19 protein-coding genes and 1 pseudogene are annotated in these 21,005 nt (G+C 70.9%); 14 read left to right on the top strand and 6 right to left on the bottom strand.

What is annotated here, in order from left to right; translation table 11 throughout:
* Positions 1–57 precede the first annotated feature (57 nt).
* From ACFZCP_RS01760 to ACFZCP_RS01745, 4 genes and pseudogenes are all read left to right on the top strand, one after another.
* Positions 58–454: pseudogene (locus ACFZCP_RS01760) on the top strand (amino acid permease); the annotation flags it as partial.
* A 130-nt stretch (positions 455–584) separates the two neighbouring features.
* The gene (xseA, locus tag ACFZCP_RS01755) at positions 585–1,805 is read left to right on the top strand and encodes an exodeoxyribonuclease VII large subunit (protein ID WP_391423132.1); all 1,221 of its coding nucleotides are present in this window, start codon (positions 585–587) and stop codon (positions 1,803–1,805) included.
* Between the two features lie 9 nt (positions 1,806–1,814).
* Positions 1,815–2,045, top strand: coding sequence for an exodeoxyribonuclease VII small subunit (locus ACFZCP_RS01750; RefSeq protein ID WP_362688091.1), 231 nt, complete (start codon positions 1,815–1,817; stop codon positions 2,043–2,045).
* Between the two features lie 142 nt (positions 2,046–2,187).
* Entirely contained in the window at positions 2,188–2,778 is a 591-nt protein-coding gene (locus ACFZCP_RS01745) for a malonic semialdehyde reductase (RefSeq protein ID WP_391423130.1), read from the top strand.
* A 78-nt stretch (positions 2,779–2,856) separates the two neighbouring features.
* Here ACFZCP_RS01745 and ACFZCP_RS01740 read toward each other — a convergent pair whose 3' ends face one another.
* Complete coding sequence (locus ACFZCP_RS01740; protein WP_391423128.1) at positions 2,857–3,381, bottom strand: DUF4245 family protein; 525 nt, start codon at positions 3,379–3,381, stop codon at positions 2,857–2,859.
* Between the two features lie 126 nt (positions 3,382–3,507).
* Here ACFZCP_RS01740 and glpX point away from each other — a divergent pair, with 126 nt between their 5' ends.
* Entirely contained in the window at positions 3,508–4,542 is a 1,035-nt protein-coding gene (glpX, locus tag ACFZCP_RS01735; RefSeq protein WP_362688100.1) for a class II fructose-bisphosphatase, read from the top strand.
* 131 nt (positions 4,543–4,673) lie between these two features.
* Here glpX and ACFZCP_RS01730 read toward each other — a convergent pair whose 3' ends face one another.
* A complete protein-coding gene (locus ACFZCP_RS01730; protein ID WP_362688103.1) occupies positions 4,674–5,048 on the bottom strand; it encodes a WhiB family transcriptional regulator in 375 nt (124 codons plus the stop codon).
* Positions 5,049–5,222: 174 nt separating this feature from the next.
* Complete coding sequence (locus ACFZCP_RS01725) at positions 5,223–5,918, bottom strand: DUF1707 domain-containing protein (RefSeq protein ID WP_391423125.1); 696 nt, start codon at positions 5,916–5,918, stop codon at positions 5,223–5,225.
* Positions 5,919–6,086: 168 nt separating this feature from the next.
* Here ACFZCP_RS01725 and ACFZCP_RS01720 point away from each other — a divergent pair, with 168 nt between their 5' ends.
* The 4 genes from ACFZCP_RS01720 (at position 6,087) to ACFZCP_RS01705 (ending at position 12,473) form a co-directional block, all read left to right on the top strand.
* Positions 6,087–7,754 (top strand): FumA C-terminus/TtdB family hydratase beta subunit, encoded by a 1,668-nt coding sequence (locus tag ACFZCP_RS01720; RefSeq protein WP_391423123.1) that lies wholly within the window; start codon positions 6,087–6,089, stop codon positions 7,752–7,754.
* Between the two features lie 188 nt (positions 7,755–7,942).
* Positions 7,943–9,328: an aspartate ammonia-lyase gene (locus ACFZCP_RS01715; protein WP_391423121.1), complete on the top strand. Its 1,386-nt coding sequence runs from the start codon at positions 7,943–7,945 to the stop codon at positions 9,326–9,328.
* Between the two features lie 72 nt (positions 9,329–9,400).
* A complete protein-coding gene (locus ACFZCP_RS01710) occupies positions 9,401–10,090 on the top strand; it encodes a DUF402 domain-containing protein (protein WP_391423118.1) in 690 nt (229 codons plus the stop codon).
* A gap of 295 nt (positions 10,091–10,385) precedes the next feature.
* On the top strand, positions 10,386–12,473 hold the full coding sequence (locus ACFZCP_RS01705) for a SpoIIE family protein phosphatase (protein WP_391423117.1): 2,088 nt from the start codon (positions 10,386–10,388) through the stop codon (positions 12,471–12,473).
* Between the two features lie 72 nt (positions 12,474–12,545).
* On the opposite strand, the gene ACFZCP_RS01700 is transcribed toward ACFZCP_RS01705, so the two are convergent.
* Positions 12,546–14,954: a transglycosylase domain-containing protein gene (locus tag ACFZCP_RS01700; protein WP_391423115.1), complete on the bottom strand. Its 2,409-nt coding sequence runs from the start codon at positions 14,952–14,954 to the stop codon at positions 12,546–12,548.
* A gap of 230 nt (positions 14,955–15,184) precedes the next feature.
* Between ACFZCP_RS01700 and ACFZCP_RS01695 the strand changes: the two genes are divergently transcribed.
* The 5 genes from ACFZCP_RS01695 (at position 15,185) to ACFZCP_RS01675 (ending at position 20,077) form a co-directional block, all read left to right on the top strand.
* Positions 15,185–16,120 (top strand): SPFH domain-containing protein, encoded by a 936-nt coding sequence (locus ACFZCP_RS01695; RefSeq protein ID WP_391423113.1) that lies wholly within the window; start codon positions 15,185–15,187, stop codon positions 16,118–16,120.
* Positions 16,117–16,374 carry a hypothetical protein gene (locus tag ACFZCP_RS01690; RefSeq protein ID WP_362688141.1) on the top strand — a complete coding sequence of 86 codons (258 nt, stop codon included), beginning with the start codon at positions 16,117–16,119 and terminating at the stop codon, positions 16,372–16,374. The genes ACFZCP_RS01695 and ACFZCP_RS01690 overlap by 4 nt, the downstream gene beginning before the upstream one ends.
* Before the next feature lie 159 nt (positions 16,375–16,533).
* Entirely contained in the window at positions 16,534–17,058 is a 525-nt protein-coding gene (locus tag ACFZCP_RS01685) for a PadR family transcriptional regulator (RefSeq protein ID WP_362688144.1), read from the top strand.
* Positions 17,055–17,744, top strand: coding sequence for an ATP-binding cassette domain-containing protein (locus ACFZCP_RS01680; protein WP_391423111.1), 690 nt, complete (start codon positions 17,055–17,057; stop codon positions 17,742–17,744). The genes ACFZCP_RS01685 and ACFZCP_RS01680 overlap by 4 nt, the downstream gene beginning before the upstream one ends.
* Positions 17,741–20,077, top strand: coding sequence for an FtsX-like permease family protein (locus ACFZCP_RS01675; protein WP_391423109.1), 2,337 nt, complete (start codon positions 17,741–17,743; stop codon positions 20,075–20,077). The genes ACFZCP_RS01680 and ACFZCP_RS01675 overlap by 4 nt, the downstream gene beginning before the upstream one ends.
* Before the next feature lie 61 nt (positions 20,078–20,138).
* Here ACFZCP_RS01675 and ACFZCP_RS01670 read toward each other — a convergent pair whose 3' ends face one another.
* Both ACFZCP_RS01670 and ACFZCP_RS01665 read right to left on the bottom strand, forming a co-directional pair.
* Entirely contained in the window at positions 20,139–20,567 is a 429-nt protein-coding gene (locus tag ACFZCP_RS01670; RefSeq protein WP_391423107.1) for a hypothetical protein, read from the bottom strand.
* A gap of 4 nt (positions 20,568–20,571) precedes the next feature.
* Complete coding sequence (locus ACFZCP_RS01665; RefSeq protein WP_362688156.1) at positions 20,572–20,958, bottom strand: roadblock/LC7 domain-containing protein; 387 nt, start codon at positions 20,956–20,958, stop codon at positions 20,572–20,574.
* Positions 20,959–21,005: the final 47 nt, after the last annotated feature.

The following is a 21,005-nucleotide window of genomic DNA, read 5'->3' as shown; positions in this document are numbered from 1 at the left end:
CGCGTTCGGCGGGCCCGGGATCGCGTGCCCCTTCCGCCGCGGGGAAGACTGGTCCTCATGTCCGACACCGGGACGGCGGTGCCCTCGGCCGACGCGCGCCACCGGCTGCGCCGCGGCCTCGGCCTGCGGGGTCTGGTGGTCTACGGGCTGCTGTTCATCGCCCCCATGGCACCGGTCGGGGTGTTCGGCGCGCTGGACGCCAGGTCGCACGGGGCGGTGGCGCTGGTGTACGTCGTCGCCACCGTCGCCATGGCGTTCACCGGGTTCGGTTACGCGCAGATGGTGCGGGTGGTGCCGCAGGCGGGATCGGTGTTCGCCTACGCGCGCGGGGCTCGGCCGGGGAGCCGGGTTCGTCGCGGGCTGGATGGCGCTGCTGGACTACGCGCTGGTCCCTCAGGTGCCGCCGACCCGGCCCGGCAGGGGTCGGCCTTCTACGACGCCCTCGACGCGTCGGTAGGGACGTGGCTGCACGGTCTGGTGGCTGCGAGCAAGGCGGTCAGGGCGGCGTTCGCCGCGCTGGCCGGGCAGGCGGCGGGACTACGGCGCGTAGCCGCACTGTCGGTGGCGCCCACTACGCTCGGCGCATGGCCGTGAACACATCGCCCGAAGCCCCCCTCCCCGTCGGTGAGGTCTCCCGGATGATCGGGGGGTGGATCGACCGGCTCGGTGCGGTGTGGGTCGAAGGGCAGATCACGCAGTTGTCGCGGCGGCCCGGGGCCGGAGTCGTGTTTCTGACCCTGCGGGATCCCTCGCACGACATCTCCGTCAGCGTGACCTGTTACCGGCAGGTGTTCGACGCCGTGGCCGATGTCGTCGGCGAGGGCGCGCGGGTCGTCGTGCTCGCCAAGCCGGAGTGGTACGCGCCGCGCGGGCAGCTCTCGCTCAGGGCGGCCGAGATAAGGCCCGTCGGCGTCGGTGAGCTGCTGGCCCGCCTGGAGCAGCTGAAGAAGGCGCTCGCGGCCGAGGGGCTCTTCGCGCCGGAGCGCAAGAAGCCACTGCCGTTCCTGCCCCAGCTCATCGGGCTGGTCTGCGGCCGTGCCTCCGCCGCCGAGCGGGACGTGCTGGAGAACGCCCGGCACCGCTGGCCCGCCGTCCGCTTCGAGGTGCGCAATGTCGCGGTGCAGGGCGTGCACGCCGTCCCGCAGGTCGTGCAGGCCGTCAAGGAGCTGGACGCGATGGAGGACGTGGACGTCATCGTCGTGGCGCGGGGCGGCGGCAGCGTGGAGGATCTGCTGCCGTTCTCCGACGAGCAGCTGGTGCGGGCGGTGGCCCAGTGCCGTACGCCGGTCGTCTCCGCCATCGGGCACGAGCCGGACAATCCGCTGCTCGACCACGTCGCCGACCTGCGCGCCTCCACCCCGACCGACGCGGCCAAGAAGGTCGTGCCGGACGTGGGCGAGGAGGTCGAGCGGGTGCGGATGCTGCGGGACCGGGCCCGGCGGTGCGTCGGCGCGTTCGTGGAGCGCGAGGAGCGGGGGCTGGCGCATGCGCTGGCCCGGCCCTCGATGGAGGATCCGCACCGGATGGTCGACGAGCGTGCCGATCACCTGGCGTCCCTGCTGGACCGCAGCCGGCGCACGGTGGGCCATCTGCTGGACCGCGCCGACTCGGAGCTGACGCACACGCACGCGCGCGTGGTGGCCCTCTCGCCCGCTGCCACGCTCAAGCGCGGGTACGCGGTGCTGCAGCGGGCCGACGGACACGTGGTGCGGGATCCGGACGAGGTCGCGGGGGGCGAGGCACTGCGGGCGCGGGTCGCCGAGGGCGAGTTCACGGTTCGAGTCGATGTCCAGGCCGATGTCTAGGGTGGGTGGATGACCAGCAAGGTGGATGAGGCGCTCTCGTACGAGCAGGCGCGGGACGAGTTGATCGAGGTCGTGCGGCGGCTGGAGGCCGGCGGTACGACGCTGGAGGAGTCCCTGGCGCTGTGGGAGCGCGGTGAGGAGCTGGCCAAGGTGTGCCGGCGCTGGCTGGAGGGCGCCCGGGCGCGGCTGGACGCGGCGCTGGCCGAGGAGGAAGAGGCCGGGGAAGAGGGCCGCGAGTAGCGCGGGTGGTTCCGTCCGCTGTGAAGCGGATCACCACACCCCCATCTTCGTTGAACCTTGAACTTCCCTGGCGTACTGTCGGTGTCGTCAGCCGATCCGGACCGTGGTCCGGATCGGACGCCACCCTGAGGAAGTTCACTCAATGTCTCTCGTTCTTGACCCCGCAGCCCAGGACCTGCTGTTCCGCGAGGCCCGCACGGCGAACAACTTCACCGACGAGCCGGTGACCGAGGAGCACGTCCAGGCGATCTACGACCTGGTCAAGTACGGCCCCACCGCCTTCAACCAGTCCCCGCTGCGCATCACGCTGGTCCGCTCCCCCGAGGCCCGCGAGCGCCTGGTGAAGCACATGGCCGAGGGCAACCAGCCCAAGACCGCCGCCGCCCCGCTGGTCGCGATCCTCTCCGCGGACAACGAGTTCCACGAGGAGCTGCCGACCCTGTTCCCGCACTTCCCGCAGGCCAAGGACGTGTTCTTCAGCGAGCGTCCGGCCCGTGAGGGTGCCGCCGCGCTGAACGCCGCCCTGCAGGCCGCGTACTTCATCATCGGCGTCCGCGCCGCCGGCCTGGCCGCCGGCCCGATGACCGGCCTCGACTTCGAGGGCGTCCGCAAGGAGTTCCTGGACGACGACCACACCCCGCTGATGGTCGTCAACATCGGCCGCCCGGGCCCGGACGCCTGGTTCCCGCGCTCCCCGCGCCTGGCCTACGACGACGTCGTCACGACCGTCTGAGCCACCCCGCACACGCAGGAGGCCCCCAGCAGCGTCGCTGGGGGCCTCCTGCGTGTGTGCGTGCAGGCGCGGGAGAACTCACCGCGTCCTGAGCGCCTCCGCCATTTCGGTCAGCCGGCCGAAGGAGGCGGTGCCGGCCACCACCGTCGTGGAGCCGGGGGTGCCCTCCAGGACCAGGGCGTCGTAGCGGCCGCCGGTGTAGCGGGTCCAGGTATGGCCGCCGATCTTCTCGGTCCGCTTGGTCGCCGAGGCGCCCTGGCTGGCCTGGTCGATGAAGTCGGCGCGCTTCTGAGTGGACTGCTCGACCTGCACGTACTGACCGCCGGGGGCCTGGAAGCCGAGGTGCCAGCGGTCGGAATTCTCGCCCTGGTAGCGCACCGAGGTCGCCTTCCAGGCCGCGGGCAGGCCCTCCGGAGCGGCCACCGGATAGCTCGCCGCACGGCGTGCCGTCGACAGCTCGACCTGGTAGTCGACCCGCTTGAGGTCGGGAGCGTGATCGTTGTGCGGGACGAGGAGATAGATGAACCCCGCCGCCACCCCGATGAGGGCCAGGGAGAGGATCATGTCCCGGACCGTCTTCTGCTTGCCGTTCGAACCTGCCACGCCCTCTATCGTCGCAGGTGCCCGGGGCGCTCATCCGTGGGGTCCCCTGCTCATTTTGTCAGCCTAACGATAGAGTCGGAGGCACACCCTCATCCGGCCGTCGTCGTATCAGAAAGGTGCGCTCCGATGACCGAACATCATCACCTCCCGTCCGAGCTGGACGTCCCCTCCGAGGCCCCCGACCGGAACCTCGCCCTGGAACTCGTCCGGGTGACCGAGGCCGCGGCGATGGCCGCCGGCCGCTGGGTCGGGCGCGGCGACAAGAACGGCGCCGACGGCGCCGCGGTGCGTGCCATGCGGACCCTCGTCTCCACCGTCTCCATGAACGGCATCGTCGTCATCGGAGAGGGCGAGAAGGACGAGGCGCCGATGCTCTTCAACGGGGAGCGCGTGGGCGACGGCACCGGGCCCGAGGTCGACATCGCCGTCGACCCCATCGACGGCACCACGCTGACGGCCAAGGGCATGCCCAACGCGATCGCCGTCCTCGCGGCCACCGAGCGCGGCGCCATGTTCGACCCGTCCGCCGTCTTCTACATGGACAAGCTGGTCACCGGCCCCGAGGCCGCCGACTTCGTCGACATCGACGCGCCCGTGTCGGTGAACATCCGGCGGATCGCCAAGGCCAAGCGGTCCTCGCCCGAGGACGTCACGGTCGTCATCCTGGACCGGCCCCGGCACGAGGGCATCATCAAGGAGGTCCGGGAGGCCGGCGCCCGCATCAAGCTGATCTCCGACGGCGACGTGGCCGGCTCGATCCTGGCGCTGCGCGAGGGCACGGGCATCGACCTGCTGCTCGGCATCGGCGGCACCCCGGAGGGCATCATCTCGGCCTGTGCGGTGAAGTGCCTGGGCGGCACCATCCAGGGCAAGCTGTGGCCGAAGGACGACGCGGAGCGTGCGCGGGCCATCGACGCCGGGCACGACCTGGACCGAGTACTGACCACCGAGGACCTGGTGACCGGGGAGAACGTGTTCTTCGTCGCCACCGGCATCACCGACGGTGAGCTGCTGCGCGGGGTCCGGTACCGGTCGGAGACCGCGACCACCGACTCGATCGTGATGCGGTCGAAGTCGGGGACGGTGCGGCGGATCGACTCCGAGCACCGGCTGCGCAAGCTGCGGGCCTACAGCGCGATCGACTTCGACCGGGCCAAGTAGCGCCCGGTCACGGGGGGGCTGCGCGTCTGTCGGCGAGTGCAAGTTCGTCGTGGTTGTTCGCGCAGTTCCCCGCGCCCCGGGGACAGGGATGCACCCTCTGTGCGGAGAGGGCGCATCCCCCCTTTTTTTGCCTAGCCCGCTATGCGGTTGGCCGTCGCCCTGGCCGCCTTCTTCAGTTCCATCTCGCGCCGGCGGCGCCTCGCCAGGACCACACGGCGCTCCGCCGCGGTCAGGCCGCCCCAGACGCCGTAGGGCTCGGGCTGGAGGAGCGCATGCTCGCGGCACTCGACCATCACGGGGCAGCGCGCACAGACGCGCTTGGCCGCCTCCTCACGGGACAGACGCGCGGCCGTCGGTTCCTTCGAGGGAGCGAAGAACAGGCCGGCCTCATCGCGCCGGCACACCGCCTCGGTGTGCCAGGGTGCGTCTTGGTCCCTGGCACCCGCTGGCACCCGCTGGGCCGGAACGGCAGCTACCTGCAGGGACGAATGCGGCGGTTGCAGCACGGTCTACTCCTGACGACGGCTTCGCGAGTGAGCGACGATGCAGCAAGGCCTACCCGCTGTGCGCGTGCCTATGCACTGCGTTTCCAACCACAGGCGCGCGGCGGCTTGTTCACGCCCCCCGGAGTCCGCGGCGTCCGGCGTGCGTCCCCGCGATCACCGGCGGATTCGCGACCGTCAACGGTCCAGGTGTTTGCGCAACTTCCTGTCGACCTTGTCCTGCACACGCTGGACGATGTCCGCCACGAGCTTGCCGCGCCTGGGTCGCGCCTCGACGTTGCCGAGCACGGCCCACCCGTCGACGTAGACCACGGGAGCCTGGGCGTCGGCCGAATCCAGCGTGTCCACCTCGAAGTTGCCGAGGACGCCGCCGCCGGTGCCGCGCAGCGACACGTTCTCCGGGACGCGGATCTGGATGTCGCCGAAGACCGAGACGGCCTTGATGACGACCTGCTGGTACTCGAAGATCGCCTCGCTGAGGTCGATCTCGATGCTGCCGAAGATCGAGTAGGCGTGCAGCCTGCGCCCCGCGCGCCAGCGGCCCCGGCGCACCGCGGCGCTGAAGACGGCCACCACGTTGGCATCGGCCTGGGCAGGGACCGCGCCGGGTGCGGGCCAGGACGGGACGGCCGCGTAGGCGGGGGCCTGCGTCCGGGCGGCGGGCAGGTCCCGGATGAAGACATCCAGCTCGCCCACGGTCTTGGCGCTCAGCACCCCCTCCACCCGCTCGGCGTGCTCGTCGGCGGTCAGCCGGCCCTCGGCCAGGGCCTCCCGGAGGATCTCGGCGACACGGTCACGGTCGGCGTCGGAGGCACGCAGCTCGGCCACCTGCGGCGCGCCGTCCTGCGGCTGGGGGTGCTTGTGAAGGTCCACGACAGCAGCGTACCGAAACGCGATAGATCGCGACTAGGGGTCCGGGCGACCTGCGTGTTGGGCGACTGAGCCTTACCTCACAGGTTTTCCGTCGGCGGCAGGTCCTACGCTGGTGAGGCTCGCCAGCGTCGGCGGGCGGCCGTCCGTCAGAGTGAGGAATGGGCTGAGATGCCTGAGTTCGCATACACCGATCTGCTCCCCCAGGGTGAGGACACCACCCCGTACCGGCTGGTGACGTCCGAGGGCGTCTCGACCGTGGAGGGGCCCGACGGGCGGACGTTCCTCAAGGTGGAGCCGGAGGCGCTGCGCAAGCTCGCCGAGGAGGCCATCCACGACATCCAGCACTACCTGCGCCCGGCCCACCTCGCGCAGCTGCGCCGCATCATCGACGACCCGGAGGCGTCGGCCAACGACAAGTTCGTGGCCCTCGACCTGCTGAAGAACGCCAACATCGCGGCGGCCGGCGTGCTGCCGATGTGCCAGGACACCGGCACGGCGATCGTCATGGGCAAGCGCGGGCAGAACGTCCTCACCGAGGGCACGGACGAGAAGCACCTCTCGCACGGCATCCACGACGCCTACACCAGGCTCAACCTGCGCTACTCACAGATGGCTCCGCTCACCATGTGGGAGGAGAAGAACACCGGCTCCAACCTCCCGGCGCAGATCGAGCTGTATGCGACCGACGGCGGCGCCTACAAGTTCCTCTTCATGGCCAAGGGCGGCGGCTCGGCCAACAAGTCGTTCCTGTACCAGGAGACGAAGGCCGTCCTGAACGAGGCCTCCATGATGAAGTTCCTGGAGGAGAAGATCCGCTCGCTCGGTACGGCCGCCTGCCCGCCGTACCACCTGGCGATCGTCGTCGGCGGCACGAGCGCCGAGTACGCGCTCAAGACCGCGAAGTACGCCTCCGCGCACTACCTGGACAACGCGCCCACCGAGGGCTCGCCGCTCGGCCACGGCTTCCGGGACACGGAGCTGGAGGAGAAGGTCTTCGAGCTGACGCAGAAGATCGGCATCGGCGCGCAGTTCGGCGGCAAGTACTTCTGCCACGACGTGCGGGTCGTCCGCCTGCCGCGGCACGGCGCGTCCTGCCCGGTCGCGATCGCCGTGTCCTGCTCGGCCGACCGCCAGGCCGTCGCCAAGATCACCGCCGAGGGCGTCTTCCTGGAGCAGCTGGAGACGGACCCGGCGCGCTTCCTGCCGGAGACCACGGACGAGCATCTCGACGAGTCCGACGTCGTCCGTATCGACCTCAACCAGCCGATGGACACGATCCTCGCCGAGCTGACGAAGTACCCGGTCAAGACCCGTCTGTCGCTGACCGGCCCGCTGGTCGTGGCCCGTGACATCGCCCACGCCAAGATCAAGGAGCGGCTGGACGCGGGCGAGGAGATGCCGCAGTACCTGAAGGACCACCCGGTGTACTACGCGGGCCCGGCCAAGACCCCCGAGGGCTACGCCTCCGGCTCCTTCGGTCCGACCACGGCCGGTCGCATGGACTCCTACGTGGAGCAGTTCCAGGCGGCGGGCGGCTCCAAGGTGATGCTCGCCAAGGGCAACCGCAGCAAGCAGGTCACCGATGCCTGCGACGCCCACGGCGGCTTCTACCTCGGCTCCATCGGCGGTCCGGCCGCCCGCCTCGCCCAGGACTGCATCAAGAAGGTCGAGGTCCTGGAGTACGAGGAGCTGGGCATGGAGGCGGTCTGGAAGATCGAGGTCGAGGACTTCCCGGCGTTCGTCGTCGTGGACGACAAGGGCAACGACTTCTTCCAGGACCCGGCGCCGCAGCCGACGTTCACGTCGATTCCGGTGCGGGGCCCGGGTCTGGCCTGACCTGCCTGACGCCGTGACGGTCGCCGCCCCCGCCGGGTGCGGGGGCGGCGGCGGTGACCGGTGCAGCGATCACCGGTCCCCCGGCGCGCGGGCCGTCACACGCCCCCGGCGGCCGTACCGGTGACGCCGGTGCACCCGTGCGGCCCACGGCCCGGAACAACCCCGCCCCCGCGATCGCTATGACCGGCATGAGCGAATACCGGATCGAGCACGACTCCATGGGCGAGGTGCGTGTCCCCGCCGACGCCAAGTGGCGGGCGCAGACGCAGCGTGCCGTGGAGAACTTCCCCGTCTCGGGCCAGCGCCTGGAGCGGGCGCACATCGAGGCGCTGGCGCGGATCAAGTCGGCCGCGGCGAAGGTGAACGCCCGGCTGGGCGTCCTGGACGAGGACGTGGCCGGCGCGATCCAGGACGCGGCCGCGGAGGTCGCCGAGGGCAAGTGGGACGAGCACTTCCCCGTGGACGTGTTCCAGACGGGGTCCGGCACCTCGTCCAACATGAACACCAACGAGGTCATCGCCACCCTCGCCAGTGAGCGGCTCGGCCGGGACGTACACCCCAACGACCACGTCAACGCCTCGCAGTCGTCCAACGACGTGTTCCCCTCGTCCCTCCACATCGCCGCCACCGCCGCGGTGACCCGCGACCTGATTCCGGCCCTGGAGCACCTCGCCGCGTCCCTCACCCGCAAGTCCGAGGAGTTCGCGGACGTGGTGAAGTCCGGGCGGACGCATCTGATGGACGCGACGCCGGTGACGCTGGGGCAGGAGTTCGGCGGGTACGCCGCCCAGGTGCGGTACGGCGTCGAGCGGCTGCAGGCCTCGCTGCCCCGGCTGGCCGAGCTGCCGCTGGGCGGTACGGCGGTCGGGACCGGGATCAACACACCGCCCGGGTTCTCCGCCGCGGTGATCGAGGAGGTCGCGCGGGCCACCGGGCTGCCGCTCACCGAGGCCCGCGACCACTTCGAGGCGCAGGGCGCCCGGGACGGGATCGTGGAGACCAGCGGGCAGCTGCGCACCATCGCGGTCGGGCTGACGAAGATCGCCAACGATCTGCGCTGGATGGCGTCCGGGCCGCGCACCGGGCTCGCCGAGATCCGGCTGCCCGACCTGCAGCCGGGGTCGTCGATCATGCCGGGGAAGGTCAACCCGGTGATCCCGGAGGCCGTGCTCATGGTGGCGGCCCAGGTGATCGGGAACGACGCGACCATCGCCACGGCCGGTGCCTCCGGGAACTTCGAACTGAACGTGATGCTCCCGGTCATCGCCAAGAACGTGCTGGAGTCCGTCCGGCTGCTCGCCCGTGTCTCGCGGCTGCTGGCCGACCGGACCGTCGACGGCATCGAGGCCGACCGGGAGCGGACCCGCGAGTACGCGGAGTCGTCCCCCTCCGTGGTGACCCCGCTGAACAAGTACATCGGCTACGAGGAGGCCGCGAAGGTCGCCAAGAAGTCCCTGGCCGAGCGGAAGACCATCCGTCAGGTCGTGCTGGAGGGCGGGTACGTGGAGCGCGGCCTGCTCACCCTGGAGCAGCTGGACGAGGCGCTGGACGTCCTGCGGATGACCCGTCCGTAGCAGGAATCCCGGCCGGGCCGAACCGTGACGGGCGCCGCAGCGTCGTATGCCTACGGCACCTAATATCTGTCCATGACGGACGACGGAGCGGTGAGGCGAGTGGCAGGTGGACCTGCGACCTACTGGGCCCCCGGGACACAGATCCTGTGGCGGTACCGCGAGAACGCCGGTGAGGGCTTCCACATCGCGCGTCCCGTCACCGTCGTCCAGGACGACGAGGACCTCCTCGCGGTGTGGATGGCGCCCGGCACCGAGTGCATGAGGCCGGTGCTGGCCGACGGGACGCCCGTGCACCTGGAGCCGCTGGAGACCCGCTACACCAAGCCGCGCACGGTGCAGCGGGACCGGTGGTTCGGCACGGGCGTGCTGAAGCTGGCCCGGCCCGGCGAGCCCTGGTCGGTGTGGCTGTTCTGGGATCCGGGCTGGCGGTTCAAGAACTGGTACGTCAACCTGGAAATGCCGCTGGCCCGTTGGGAGGGCGGGGTGGACTCCGTGGACTACTTCCTGGACATCTCCGTCAACCCGGACCGCAGTTGGCACTGGCGGGACGAGGACGAGTTCGCACAGGCCCAGCGGGACGGGCTGATGGACGCCCGGACCGCCGAGCGGGTCCGGGAGGCCGGGCGGTCCGCGCTGGCGGCCGTCGACGCCTGGGGCCCGCCGTTTCGGGACGGCTGGCAGCACTGGCGCCCGGATCCGTCCTGGACGGTACCGTCTCTCCCCGAGGACTGGGACCGTACGCCCGCGCACGTGTCCTCATGAGACCCTTGATGCGCCCCCGGTGCACAACCGTAGGATCGTCCTCCGCAAGGGTGCATCAGTGCAACTTCCGGAACATGCGCAGGGCTTGACCGAACGTCACCGAGGGGCGGCAGGACGTGAGCGAGGGGTACGAGGGCAACACCACCGCGGACCCGGCAGGGTTCGCCGGTGGCACAGGAACAACCTCTGACCACGCGGGAATTCCGTTCCTGGGGCACGTATTCCGGGTATCGGCATTTCGGCGGGACCACCTGCGCGCCCGGCGCGCAGCCCCGGACGGACGGATGCGACACGCGTGACGGAGCAGCCCACCTCCTTCGAACGCCCCCAGCCGGGCGTCGACCCCGCGGAGGCCCGCGGGGCGCTCCTGCGTACCCCGAATCCGCTCGGCAGCCCCGCCTTACCGGCCCAGGCCCGGGCCGAGGGGACGCCGTCGGGCCCGGCGACCAACATGCCCTGCGGCAAGGGGAACAAGGGGAAGGAGCCCCCAGTCGACGGCCCCGAGCACTCCCAGCCCGCCACCGCCGAGCCCGACACCCATCGGCCGCGCCCCGCGCCGGAGAGCATTCCGCCGCAGCCGGGCACCGAGGAGGAGAAGGCGCCGGGCGGCCAGGAGCGCCGCAGCGGGCGCGGACTGCCGCCGGGACGGCCGATGCCGATGCGACGCGACGGGGACCGGCTCAGGTTCGTGGGCGCGGCGACCCGGCGGATCGCCCGCGGCATCGACCTGGACGAGATCGTGATGGGGCTGTGCCGCGCCACCGTGCCGACGTTCTCCGACGCGATCCTGGTCTATCTGCGCGATCCGCTGCCGGTCGGCGACGAGCGTCCCACCGGCCCGGTGGTGCTGCGGCTGCGCCGCACCGACCGGATACCGGACGAACGGGACACCGAGGGCCTGCTGCTCCCGCCGTTCCCGGAGCCGGAGCCGGATCCGTCGCCGCTGTCCGAGCTGTCGTCGTTGACGACCGAGCTGTGCGAGGTGCGCCCGGGCGGGGCCCTGAACGAGGTCCTGCGCGGAGTCCGGCCGGTCTTCGCGGACGCGCCCGCCGCCCGTGCCGCGCTGCCCGAGCTGCTCGGCGAGGGCGGCGAGGCGCTCGTACCGGACGGGCAGCACGCGATCCTCGCGCCGCTGCGCGGCCGGCGCCGGGTGATCGGCGCGGCGCTGTTCCTGCGCCGTCCCGAGCGCCTCGCGTTCGAGGCGGACGACCTGCTGGTGGCCGCGCAGCTCGCCACGCACAGCGCGCTCGGCATCGACAAGGCGGTGCTGTACGGCCGGGAGGCCTACATCGCCGACGAGCTGCAGCGCACCATGCTGCCCGAGACCCTGCCCCGCCCGACCGGGGTGCGGCTGGCCTCGCGCTACCTGCCGGCCGCGGAGACCGCACGGGTGGGCGGCGACTGGTACGACGCGATCCCGCTGCCCGGCAGCCGGGTCGCACTGGTCGTCGGTGACGTCATGGGGCACTCCATGACCTCGGCGGCGATCATGGGCCAGCTGCGCACGACCGCGCAGACCCTGGCCGGGCTCGACCTGCCCCCGCAGGAGGTGCTGCACCACCTGGACGAGCAGGCGCAGCGCCTGGGCACCGACCGCATGGCCACCTGCCTGTACGCCGTCTACGACCCGGTCACGCACCGGATCACGATCGCCAACGCGGGCCATCCGCCGCCCGTTCTGCTGCACCTGGGCGGCCGTGCGGAGGTGCTGCGGGTGCCGCCGGGCGCGCCCATCGGGGTCGGCGGGGTGGACTTCGAGGCGGTCGAGCTGGACGCGCCCGCCGGGGCCACGCTGCTCCTGTACACCGACGGCCTGGTGGAGTCCCGGCTGCGGGACGTGTGGACCGGCATAGAGCAGCTGCGCGAGAAGCTCGCCGCGACGGCCCAGTTGACCGGCCCCGATCATCCGCCGCCGCTGGAAGCCCTGTGCGACGAGGTCCTGGACATGCTCGGCCCGGGCGACCGGGACGACGACATCGCGCTGCTCGCCGCCCGCTTCGACGGGATCGCGCCGAGCGATGTGGCGTACTGGTCCCTGGAGCCGGAGGAGACGGCGCCCGGCCAGGCCCGCCGGCTGGCCCGGCGCGCGCTGGCCCGCTGGGACCTGGAGGATCTGACGGACTCGGTGGAGCTGCTGGTCAGCGAGGTGGTCACGAACGCCGTGCGGTACACCTCACGCCCGGTCACGCTGCGGCTGCTGCGCACGGACGTGCTGCGCTGCGAGGTCGGTGACGACGTGCCGCAGCTGCCGCGGCTCAGGCAGGCCCGTGCCACGGACGAGGGCGGCCGCGGCCTGTACCTGGTCAACCGGCTGGCCCGGCGCTGGGGCGCGACCCGGCTGAGCACCGGCAAGGTCGTCTGGTTCGAGCTGAACCGGGCCTGAACGGGCCTGGAGCACGCCGAAGGGCGCCCGGGGAGTCCCCGGGCGCCCTTTTCGTGCGCCGACGGCCGCTGCCTACTGGCCCAGGGCCGGACTGTCGTCGGGATTGAGCGGATCGCCCGCGGTGCCGCCGTCCGCCGGGTCCCCGGTGGTCGGGGTCCCCGTGGGCGGCGTCTGCGTCGGCGTGGTCGGCGTGCTCGGTGGTGTCGTGGACGGCGTCTGCGACGGCGACCGGGACGGGGGCGCGGACGACGTCGGCGGCTTGCTGCTCGGCGTCTGCGACGGAGTGCTGGACGGGCTGTGGCTGAAGGTCGGGGTCGGCGTCGGAGCGACGGCCGCGCCCTGGGTGGTGTTCAGGTCGAACTTGGTCCCGTGGCTCACACCGAAGGTGTAGGCGGCCCAGATCTTCGCCGGGTAGCCACCGCCGTTGACGCGCGGTGGGATCAAGCCCCCGGCGCCCGTCAGGGACACATGGGCCTTGGTCTTGACGTCCTCGCCGAACAGCCCCACCGAGGTGACCAGGTCGGGCGTGTAGCCGGTGAACCAGGCGGACTTGTCCTCGTCGGAGGTACCGGTCTTGCCGGCCACCTGACGGCCGTCGCGCAGCGGGTTGCTCGCCACGCTCCCGCTGGCCGTACCGTCGTCGACCACACCGGTCAGCACGGAGGTCACCGTGTCGGCGGCCGTGCGGCTGATGACCGATCCGCCGATCGGGTCGGGCATCTGGGGCGAGCGGGTCTTCTGCTGCGCGGACTTGATGATGGACGGCGTCACCTGGTTGCCGTGGTTGGCGAGCGTGGCGTAGATCCCCGCCATCTCCAGCGGGCTGGCGCCCATCGAGCCGAGCGTCTGGGCGGGCACCGCCTGCATGCCGTCGGTGTCCATGCCGAGCTTCTTGGCCGTGTCCATGACCTTGCGCATGCCGACGTCGACGCCCATCTGGGCGAAGACCGAGTTCACCGACTGGTTCATCGCCGTCTGGACGGTGATCGGACCGTAGTTGTGGTGGTCCTCGTTGGGCGGGCCGAATCCGACCTTGCTTCCGTGGTCCAGGACCTGGCGGCCGCTGGTGCCGTCGTAGACCGTGTCGGCGTTGATCGGCTTGCCGTCCTGCGTGGTGGCGTTCTGCTGCAGTGCGGCGGCGAGAATGACCGGCTTGAACGTGGAAGCGGGCTGGTAGTCCCGGCGGGTGGCGTTGTTGTAGAAGTGCTTGAGGTAGTCCTGGCCGCCGTACATGGCGACGATCTTGCCCGTCTTGGGGTCCACCGAGGCGGCGCCGGCCTGGACGTTGGCGTCGACCTTGCGCTTCTTCGGCTCCAGCCTGCCGGTCAGTTCGGCCTTGACCGCCTTCTCCAGCGCGGCCTGCTTCTTCTTGTCGATGTTGAGGGTGATGGTCCAGCCGCGCTTGACCACCTGCTGTGCGGCGTCCGTGCGGCTGATGCCCTCCTGCTTCATCAGCTGGTCCTCCAGCTGCTGGTTGGCGAGCTCGACCAGATAGCCCTTCTGCCCCTCTTCACCGGGAGCGCCCTTGGGCTCCTTGGGGACGGGGAACTTCATGGCCTGCCGCTTGGCCGGGTCCAGCCAGTGCTGCTTGACCATGTTGTCCAGGACGTAGTTCCAGCGGTTCAGCACCAGTTTCTTGAGCGTGGCGTTGGAGGACGCGACCGTCCAGTCGTACTGGCTCGGCGCCTGGAGCAGCGCGGCGAGGTAGGCGCCCTGCTCGACGCTGAGCTTCCTGGCGTCGGTCTGGTAGTAGGCCTGGGCCGCGGCCTGGATGCCGTAGGCGTTGCGACCGTAGTAGCTCGTGTTGATGTAGCCCGCGAGGATGTAGTCCTTGGATTCCTTCTGGTCGACCTTCAAGGAGATGACCATCTCCTTGAGCTTGCGGGTGGCCGTCTGATCCTGGTTCAGGTAGTAGTTCTTGACGTACTGCTGAGTGATCGTCGAGCCGCCCTGGGTGCCCCGGCCGGTCACCGTGTTGAACAGACCGCGGGCGAGGCCCTTCAGGTCGATGCCCGAGTCCCCGTAGAAGCTCTTGTTCTCCGCGGCGACGAAGGTGTGCTGGACGTCCTTGGGCACGTTGGCCAGGTCCACGCTCTCCCGGTTGGTCTCGCCGACCCGGGCGAGGAGCGTGCCGTCGCTGTACTTGTAGATGTTGCTCTCCTGCCGGGCGGCGGCGTTGCCCTCGGGGATGTCCACGTACAGGTAGAGCGCGGCGAAACCGGCGATGCCGAGCAGGCAGAAGCCGAAGAACGTGCCGAGGATCTTCTTCCAGGTGAAGAGCCTGCGTATTCGGCCCTTGGGGGGCTTGGCCGTCTTGGCGGACCTGGAGGCCGCCCTGCCGCCGGGCGCCGTCGCCCCGTCGGCCGCGTGGGTACCACCGGCCGTCTGCGGGGCACCGGCCGTGGACTCCGGACTGCGGCGCTTGGGCGCCGCGCGGCGGCCACCGCGCTGTCGCGCTCGTCTCTCTTCCGCTCGTCCCATGAGTCCCTACACTCCGCTTCCGTCTCGGGGCTTCCGTCTCGGGGTCAGCTCCGAAAACTAACACCCGTCTATATGACAAAGGGCGTCCGATCCGCTCTTTTACGGACGTGACAATCAGCACCCGCCCCAAGGGAACCGACGAATATCCATAGCCATGGGTTGCCTGCGAGCGTAAAGTGATATCACTTAGCTAGAACGAAGCTAGGACCACGGAAACGGGGGGACCCACCATGTCCGCACACGACGCGTCCGCGGCCGCCGACGCACCCGAGATGCCCGCGCCACGCGTGCGGGAGTTCCAGGCGCACAGCATCGGCGGCGGGCTCGCCCTTCTTCTCGGCCTGCTCGGCCTCGCCGTCGCCGCCGCCCTGTTCGCCGCCTCCTCGGCGGTCTCCGCCTCCGGCGCCAAGGGCGGGCTCGCCGCAGCCGGCGTCCTCGTCCTCCTCGCCGCCCTGCTCGCGATGCGCGGCCTGAACACGGTCGCGCCCGGCGAGGCGCGGGTCGTCCAGCTCTTCGGGCGCTACCGGGGCACGATCCGGCAGGACGGACTGCGCTGGGTGAACCCCTTCACCTCCCGGACCCGGATCTCCACCCGGGTGCGCAACCACGAGACCGCCGTACTGAAGGTCAACGACGCCTACGGCAACCCGATCGAGCTGGCCGCGGTCGTGGTCTGGAAGGTGCAGGACACCGCGCAGTCGGTGTTCGAGGTGGACGACTACACCGAGTTCGTCGCCACCCAGACCGAGACGGCCGTCCGGCACATCGCCATCGAATACCCCTACGACGCCCACGAGGAGGACGGCCTCTCGCTGCGCGGCAACGCCGAGGAGATCACCGAGACGCTGGCCGTCGAGCTGCAGGCCCGGGTCGAGACGGCCGGTGTGCGGATCATCGAGTCGCGCTTCACGCATCTCGCGTACGCTCCCGAGATCGCCTCGGCGATGCTCCAGCGCCAGCAGGCGGGCGCGGTCGTCGCGGCGCGCCGGCAGATAGTCGACGGCGCGGTCGGCATGGTGGAGGCGGCGCTCGCCCGGATCGCCGAGCGGGACATCGTGGAACTGGACGACGAGCGGAAGGCGGCGATGGTGTCCAACCTGATGGTGGTGCTGTGCGGGGACCGCGCACCGCAGCCCGTCCTCAACACCGGGACCCTCTACCAGTGACGGCACCCTCCGGGGACTCGACCCCCCAGCGTCGGCCCCAGCAGCGCAAGCAGGTGCTGCTGAGGCTGGACCCGTCGGTGTACGAGGCGCTGGCGCGGTGGGCCGGGGACGAGCTGCGGTCCGCCAACGCGCAGATCGAGTTCCTGCTCCGCAAGGCCCTGGCCGATGCCGGCCGGCTGCCGAAGGAGACAGGTCCGCTGCCGCGACGCGGGCGGCCGCCCGGGGGCTCCGCCCCCGGATCCCCGCAGGCCTGAAGGGCTTCCCGCCTCCCCCGCCCGCGAGGCTGATCACCGCAGGCCGAGGCCGTTTCGGAACCGTGACAATCGGCCTCCACCTGCGTCGCCGTACACCCCGCCATGATCTAGACACACCGCGTATACATGCCGCGTATACACAGTGTGTAGAGTGCTCGCATGTCCATCGGTCACACCCTCCTAGGACTCCTGGAGTCCGGCCCCCGACACGGCTACGACCTGAAGCGGGCCTTCGACGAGAAGTTCGGTCACGACCGGCCGCTGCACTACGGCCAGGTCTACTCGACGATGTCCCGGCTGCTGAAGAACGGGCTCGTGGAAGTCGACGGGATAGAGGCGGGCGGCGGTCCCGAGCGCAAGCGGTACGCCATCACCGACGCCGGCATCACCGACGTCGAGCGGTGGCTCGCGACCCCGGAGAAGCCGGAGGAGTACCTCCAGTCGACCCTGTACACCAAGGTCGTCCTCGCGCTGCTCACCCACCGCGACGCGGCCGACATCCTCGACAGCCAGCGCTCCGAGCACCTGCGCAGCATGCGGATCCTGACCGACCGCAAGCGCAAGGGGGACCTCGCGGACCAGCTGATCTGCGACCACGCCCTGTTCCACCTGGAGGCCGACCTGCGCTGGCTCGAACTGACCGCGGCGCGCCTCGACAAGCTCCGCACAGAGGTGACCAAGTGACCAATCCCCCCGGCTCCCTGCTCGCCGCCGAGAACCTGCGCAAGGCCTACGGTCCCACGCTCGCGCTCGACGACGCCCAGTTCTCCATCCACCCCGGTGAGGTCGTCGCCGTGATGGGCCCCTCCGGGTCCGGCAAGTCGACGCTGCTGCACTGTCTCGCCGGGATCGTGACGCCCGACTCGGGCTCCATCACCTACGCCGGGCGTGAGATGGCCACGATGTCCGACGCCGAGCGCAGCGCGCTCAGGCGCAGCGAATTCGGGTTCGTCTTCCAGTTCGGCCAGCTCGTACCGGAACTGACCTGCGTGGAGAACGTGGCGCTTCCGCTGCGGCTGAACGGCACCTCCCGCAAGCAGGCCGAGAAGGCCGCCCTGGGCTGGATGGAGCGTCTGGAGGTCGACGACCTCAAGGCCAAGCGGCCCGGCGAGGTCTCCGGCGGTCAGGGTCAGCGGGTGGCCGTGGCGCGGGCGCTGGTCACCGGGCCCCGGGTGCTCTTCGCCGACGAGCCGACCGGCGCGCTGGACTCCCTCAACGGCGAGCGCGTGATGGAGCTGCTGACCGAAGCGGCCCGCTCGACCAACGCCGCCGTCGTCCTCGTCACGCACGAGGCCCGGGTGGCGGCCTACTCCGACCGCGAGATCGTCGTGCGCGACGGGAAGTCCCGGGACATGGAGCGCGCCGTATGAAGGTGCGGCAGTGGGCCAGGGATCTGGCCATGGGAGCCCGGTTCGCCTTCACGGGCGGGCGCGAGGGCTGGGTCAGGGTGCTGCTGACGGCGGTCGGCGTGGGCCTCGGCGTGGCTCTGCTGCTGCTGACGACCGCGATCCCGAACGCGCTGGCGGTACGGCACGACCGCGACCAGGCCCGCGCCGACTACACCTACCACTCGCTCGGGAAAAAGGGCGCCAACACCCTGATCATCGCCGACGCCGACTCGACGTACCACGGCGAGGACGTGCGCGGCCGGCTGGTCGAACCCGAGGGGCCGCGGGCACCGATCGCCCCGGGCCTGACGAAGTATCCGGCACCGGGCGAGATGATCGTCTCCCCCGCGCTCGGGAAACTGCTCGGCTCCGCTGACGGCAGGCTGCTGCGCCAGCGGCTGCCGTACCGGATCGTCGGGACGATCGCCGAGCCCGGCCTCGTGGGCTCGCAGGAGCTCTCCTACTACGCCGGCGCGACGAACCTCGCCCAGCGCATCAACGGCTGGCAGACCGCCCGGATCGCCAAGTTCGGGCCGGGGCATGCGACGTCGGCGAACCAGCTGGACCCGGTGCTGATCCTGCTGATCATGGTCGTCTTCGTGGTGCTGCTGATGCCGGTCGCCGTGTTCATCGCCGCGGCCGTACGGTTCGGCGGCGAGCGGCGCGACCGCAGGCTGGCCGCGCTGCGGCTGGTGGGCTCCGACAGCCGGATGACCCGGCGGATCGCGGCGGGCGAGGCCCTCGCGGGTTCGCTGGTCGGGCTGGTCTTCGGCACGGTCTTCTTCCTGCTCGGCCGTCAGCTCGCGGGCTCGGTCGAGATCCTGGGCACCAGCTTCTTCCCCAGCTACCTCAACCCCTCGCCCGTGCTGGCCGCTCTGGTCGCCGTCACCGTCCCGGCGGCAGCGGTGCTGGTCACCCTCTTCGCGATGCGCAGGGTGGTCATCGAACCGCTGGGCGTGGTCCGCACGGCCAAGACCGCCAGGCGCCGGCTGTGGTGGCGGCTGCTGCTGCCGCTGGGCGGCCTCGGACTGCTCGTACCGATGATCGGCCAGGGCCGGTCGAACGGCGACTTCAACGAGTACCAGGTGATCGGCGGCGTCGTGCTGCTGCTGATCGGAGTGACCGCACTGCTGCCGTGGGTCGTCGAGGCGGTGGTGGCCCGGCTCGGCTCGGGCGGTGTCGCCTGGCAACTGGCGGTACGGCGGCTGCAGTTGAGCACTGGTACGGCGGCCCGCATGGTGAACGGCGTCGCGGTCGCGGTGGCCGGGGCGATCGCGCTGCAGATGCTGCTCGCGGGCATCCAGGGCGACTACACCAAGCAGACCGGGAAGGACGTCACCCGGGCGCAGATGCAGGTCAATCTGTCACGGGGCGTCGACTTCCTGCCGGTCGGCGAGAAGTTCTCCGCGACCAAGGGGGTACGGAAGGCCACCTCGCTGGGCAATATCGAGCTGGGTGACCGGGACTGGAAGCGCGGTCCCAACACCACAGCGCTGCTGACCGTCGGCACCTGCGACTCCCTGCGGGAGGTGGCCAGGCTGACGTCCTGCCACGACGGCGACGTCTTCATGGCCAGGGGCGGGGACGGCGACTCCGACGTGGCGAAGCTCGTCCGGCCGGGCCGCACCCTCCACCTCGAGACCGCCGACGGCAGGGGACCGGGTCCGGATGTCCGCTGGACCGTGCCGGGCGCCCTGAAGCCGGCCCACGCGATCGCCGGCCCAAACGAGACCAGGAACAGCGGCGTGCTGATGACACCGGCCGCCGCGCCCGAGCGGATCAGCCGCGAGCTGCAGGGATCGGTGTTCGTCACGCTCGACCAGTCGGTGCCGGACGTGCAGGAGTACGTCCGCAACACCTCGGCCGCGGTCGACCCGCTGGCGGACACGATGGTGTGGTCGACCACCGAGCGGTCCCGGCAGCTCACCTCCATCCGCACCGGCCTGTTCGTCGGCGCCGCCTGTGTGCTGGCGCTGATCGGCGCGAGCCTGCTGGTGTCCCAGCTGGAGCAGCTGCGCGAGCGCAAGAAGCTGCTGTCGGCGCTGGTGGCCTTCGGCACCCGGCGGCGCACCCTGAGCCTGTCGGTGCTGTGGCAGACGGCGATACCGATCGCCCTCGGCCTGCTGCTCGCCATGACCGTGGGGCTGACGCTGGGCGCGGTGCTGCTGAAGATGGTGGGCGCGACGGTGGGCGTCGACTGGCCGGGCGTGCTGGCGATGACCGGCATCGGCGGTGCGGTCGTCCTCGCGGTCACCCTGCTCAGCCTGCCCCCGCTGGTGCGGCTGATGCGTCCGGAGGGTCTGCGCACCGAGTAGCGGACCGGCCGTGATGCGCCGCATGGGCCCTTCCCGCCGGGAAGGGCCCATGTCCCGTTCCTCACAGGCTGTGCTCGCGCACCACCCTGCGGGCCTGGGCCAGCAGCATGCCGACGTTCACCGACTTACGGCAGACGACGACCGCGACGACGTCCTGCTGCTCGTTCATCCGCAGGAACAGGTGAGTGAGGTTCTCGCTGTTGACGAGGATCTCCTGGAAGAGGTGGGAGTCGTCGCTGACCCCGCGGCGCTCCTTGAAGATGTCCTCGATCATGACGACCGTACGTCCCTGGAACAGGTCGAGGGTGGCTCCGGCCAGCAGGTCCAGGACCTCGGGCGGGTGGTTGTCGACGGTCTCGTACGACAGCAGCATGCCGGTGGACATGTCCACCGCGCCGGCCGCGACGCAGTCGGGTGCATTCGATCGCAGTGATTTGACCAGGCTCATCACCTGGTCGGAAAAACCCGGGGTCATGCGTTTCGTCGCCATCCCTTCACACTCCTTCAGTGGTCTTTCCAGTGAGGATCGAGCCGATGCGGTCGAGGGCCGGCCGGGTCGCCCGGTGCAGGCTCTCCAGGTCGAGTCCCTCGTCGCCGAGCACGACCATCAACGCCGTGTCGCCCACGGCGTAGAACGCGGCGCAGCCGTGGCTGCCGTACGCCACCGTCTGCCGCAGCGCTCCGCGGGCGGTGGCCTGGGTGGTGCGGCGAGCGAGGCCGAGTCCGGCCGCGGCGAGGGCGGCGAGCCCCTCCGGGTCGATCGATTCGGCGGTGTCGGAGGCTATGAGCAGTCCGTCGGCCGCCGCGAGGGCGGTGTCGGTGATGCCGGTCACCTGCTCCCGCAGCCCGCGCATCTCCAGCGCGAGCGCTTCGCGATTCATCTGGTGGAACTCCCTCTTTCTCTGTTCGGGTCCGGCCGGTGCGGAGG

This window comes from Streptomyces sp. NPDC007971 (assembly GCF_042958635.1).
Classification (GTDB): domain Bacteria; phylum Actinomycetota; class Actinomycetes; order Streptomycetales; family Streptomycetaceae; genus Streptomyces.
The sequence above is the reverse complement of the archived record's forward strand: the minus strand, read 5'-3'. Positions and strand labels throughout refer to the sequence as shown.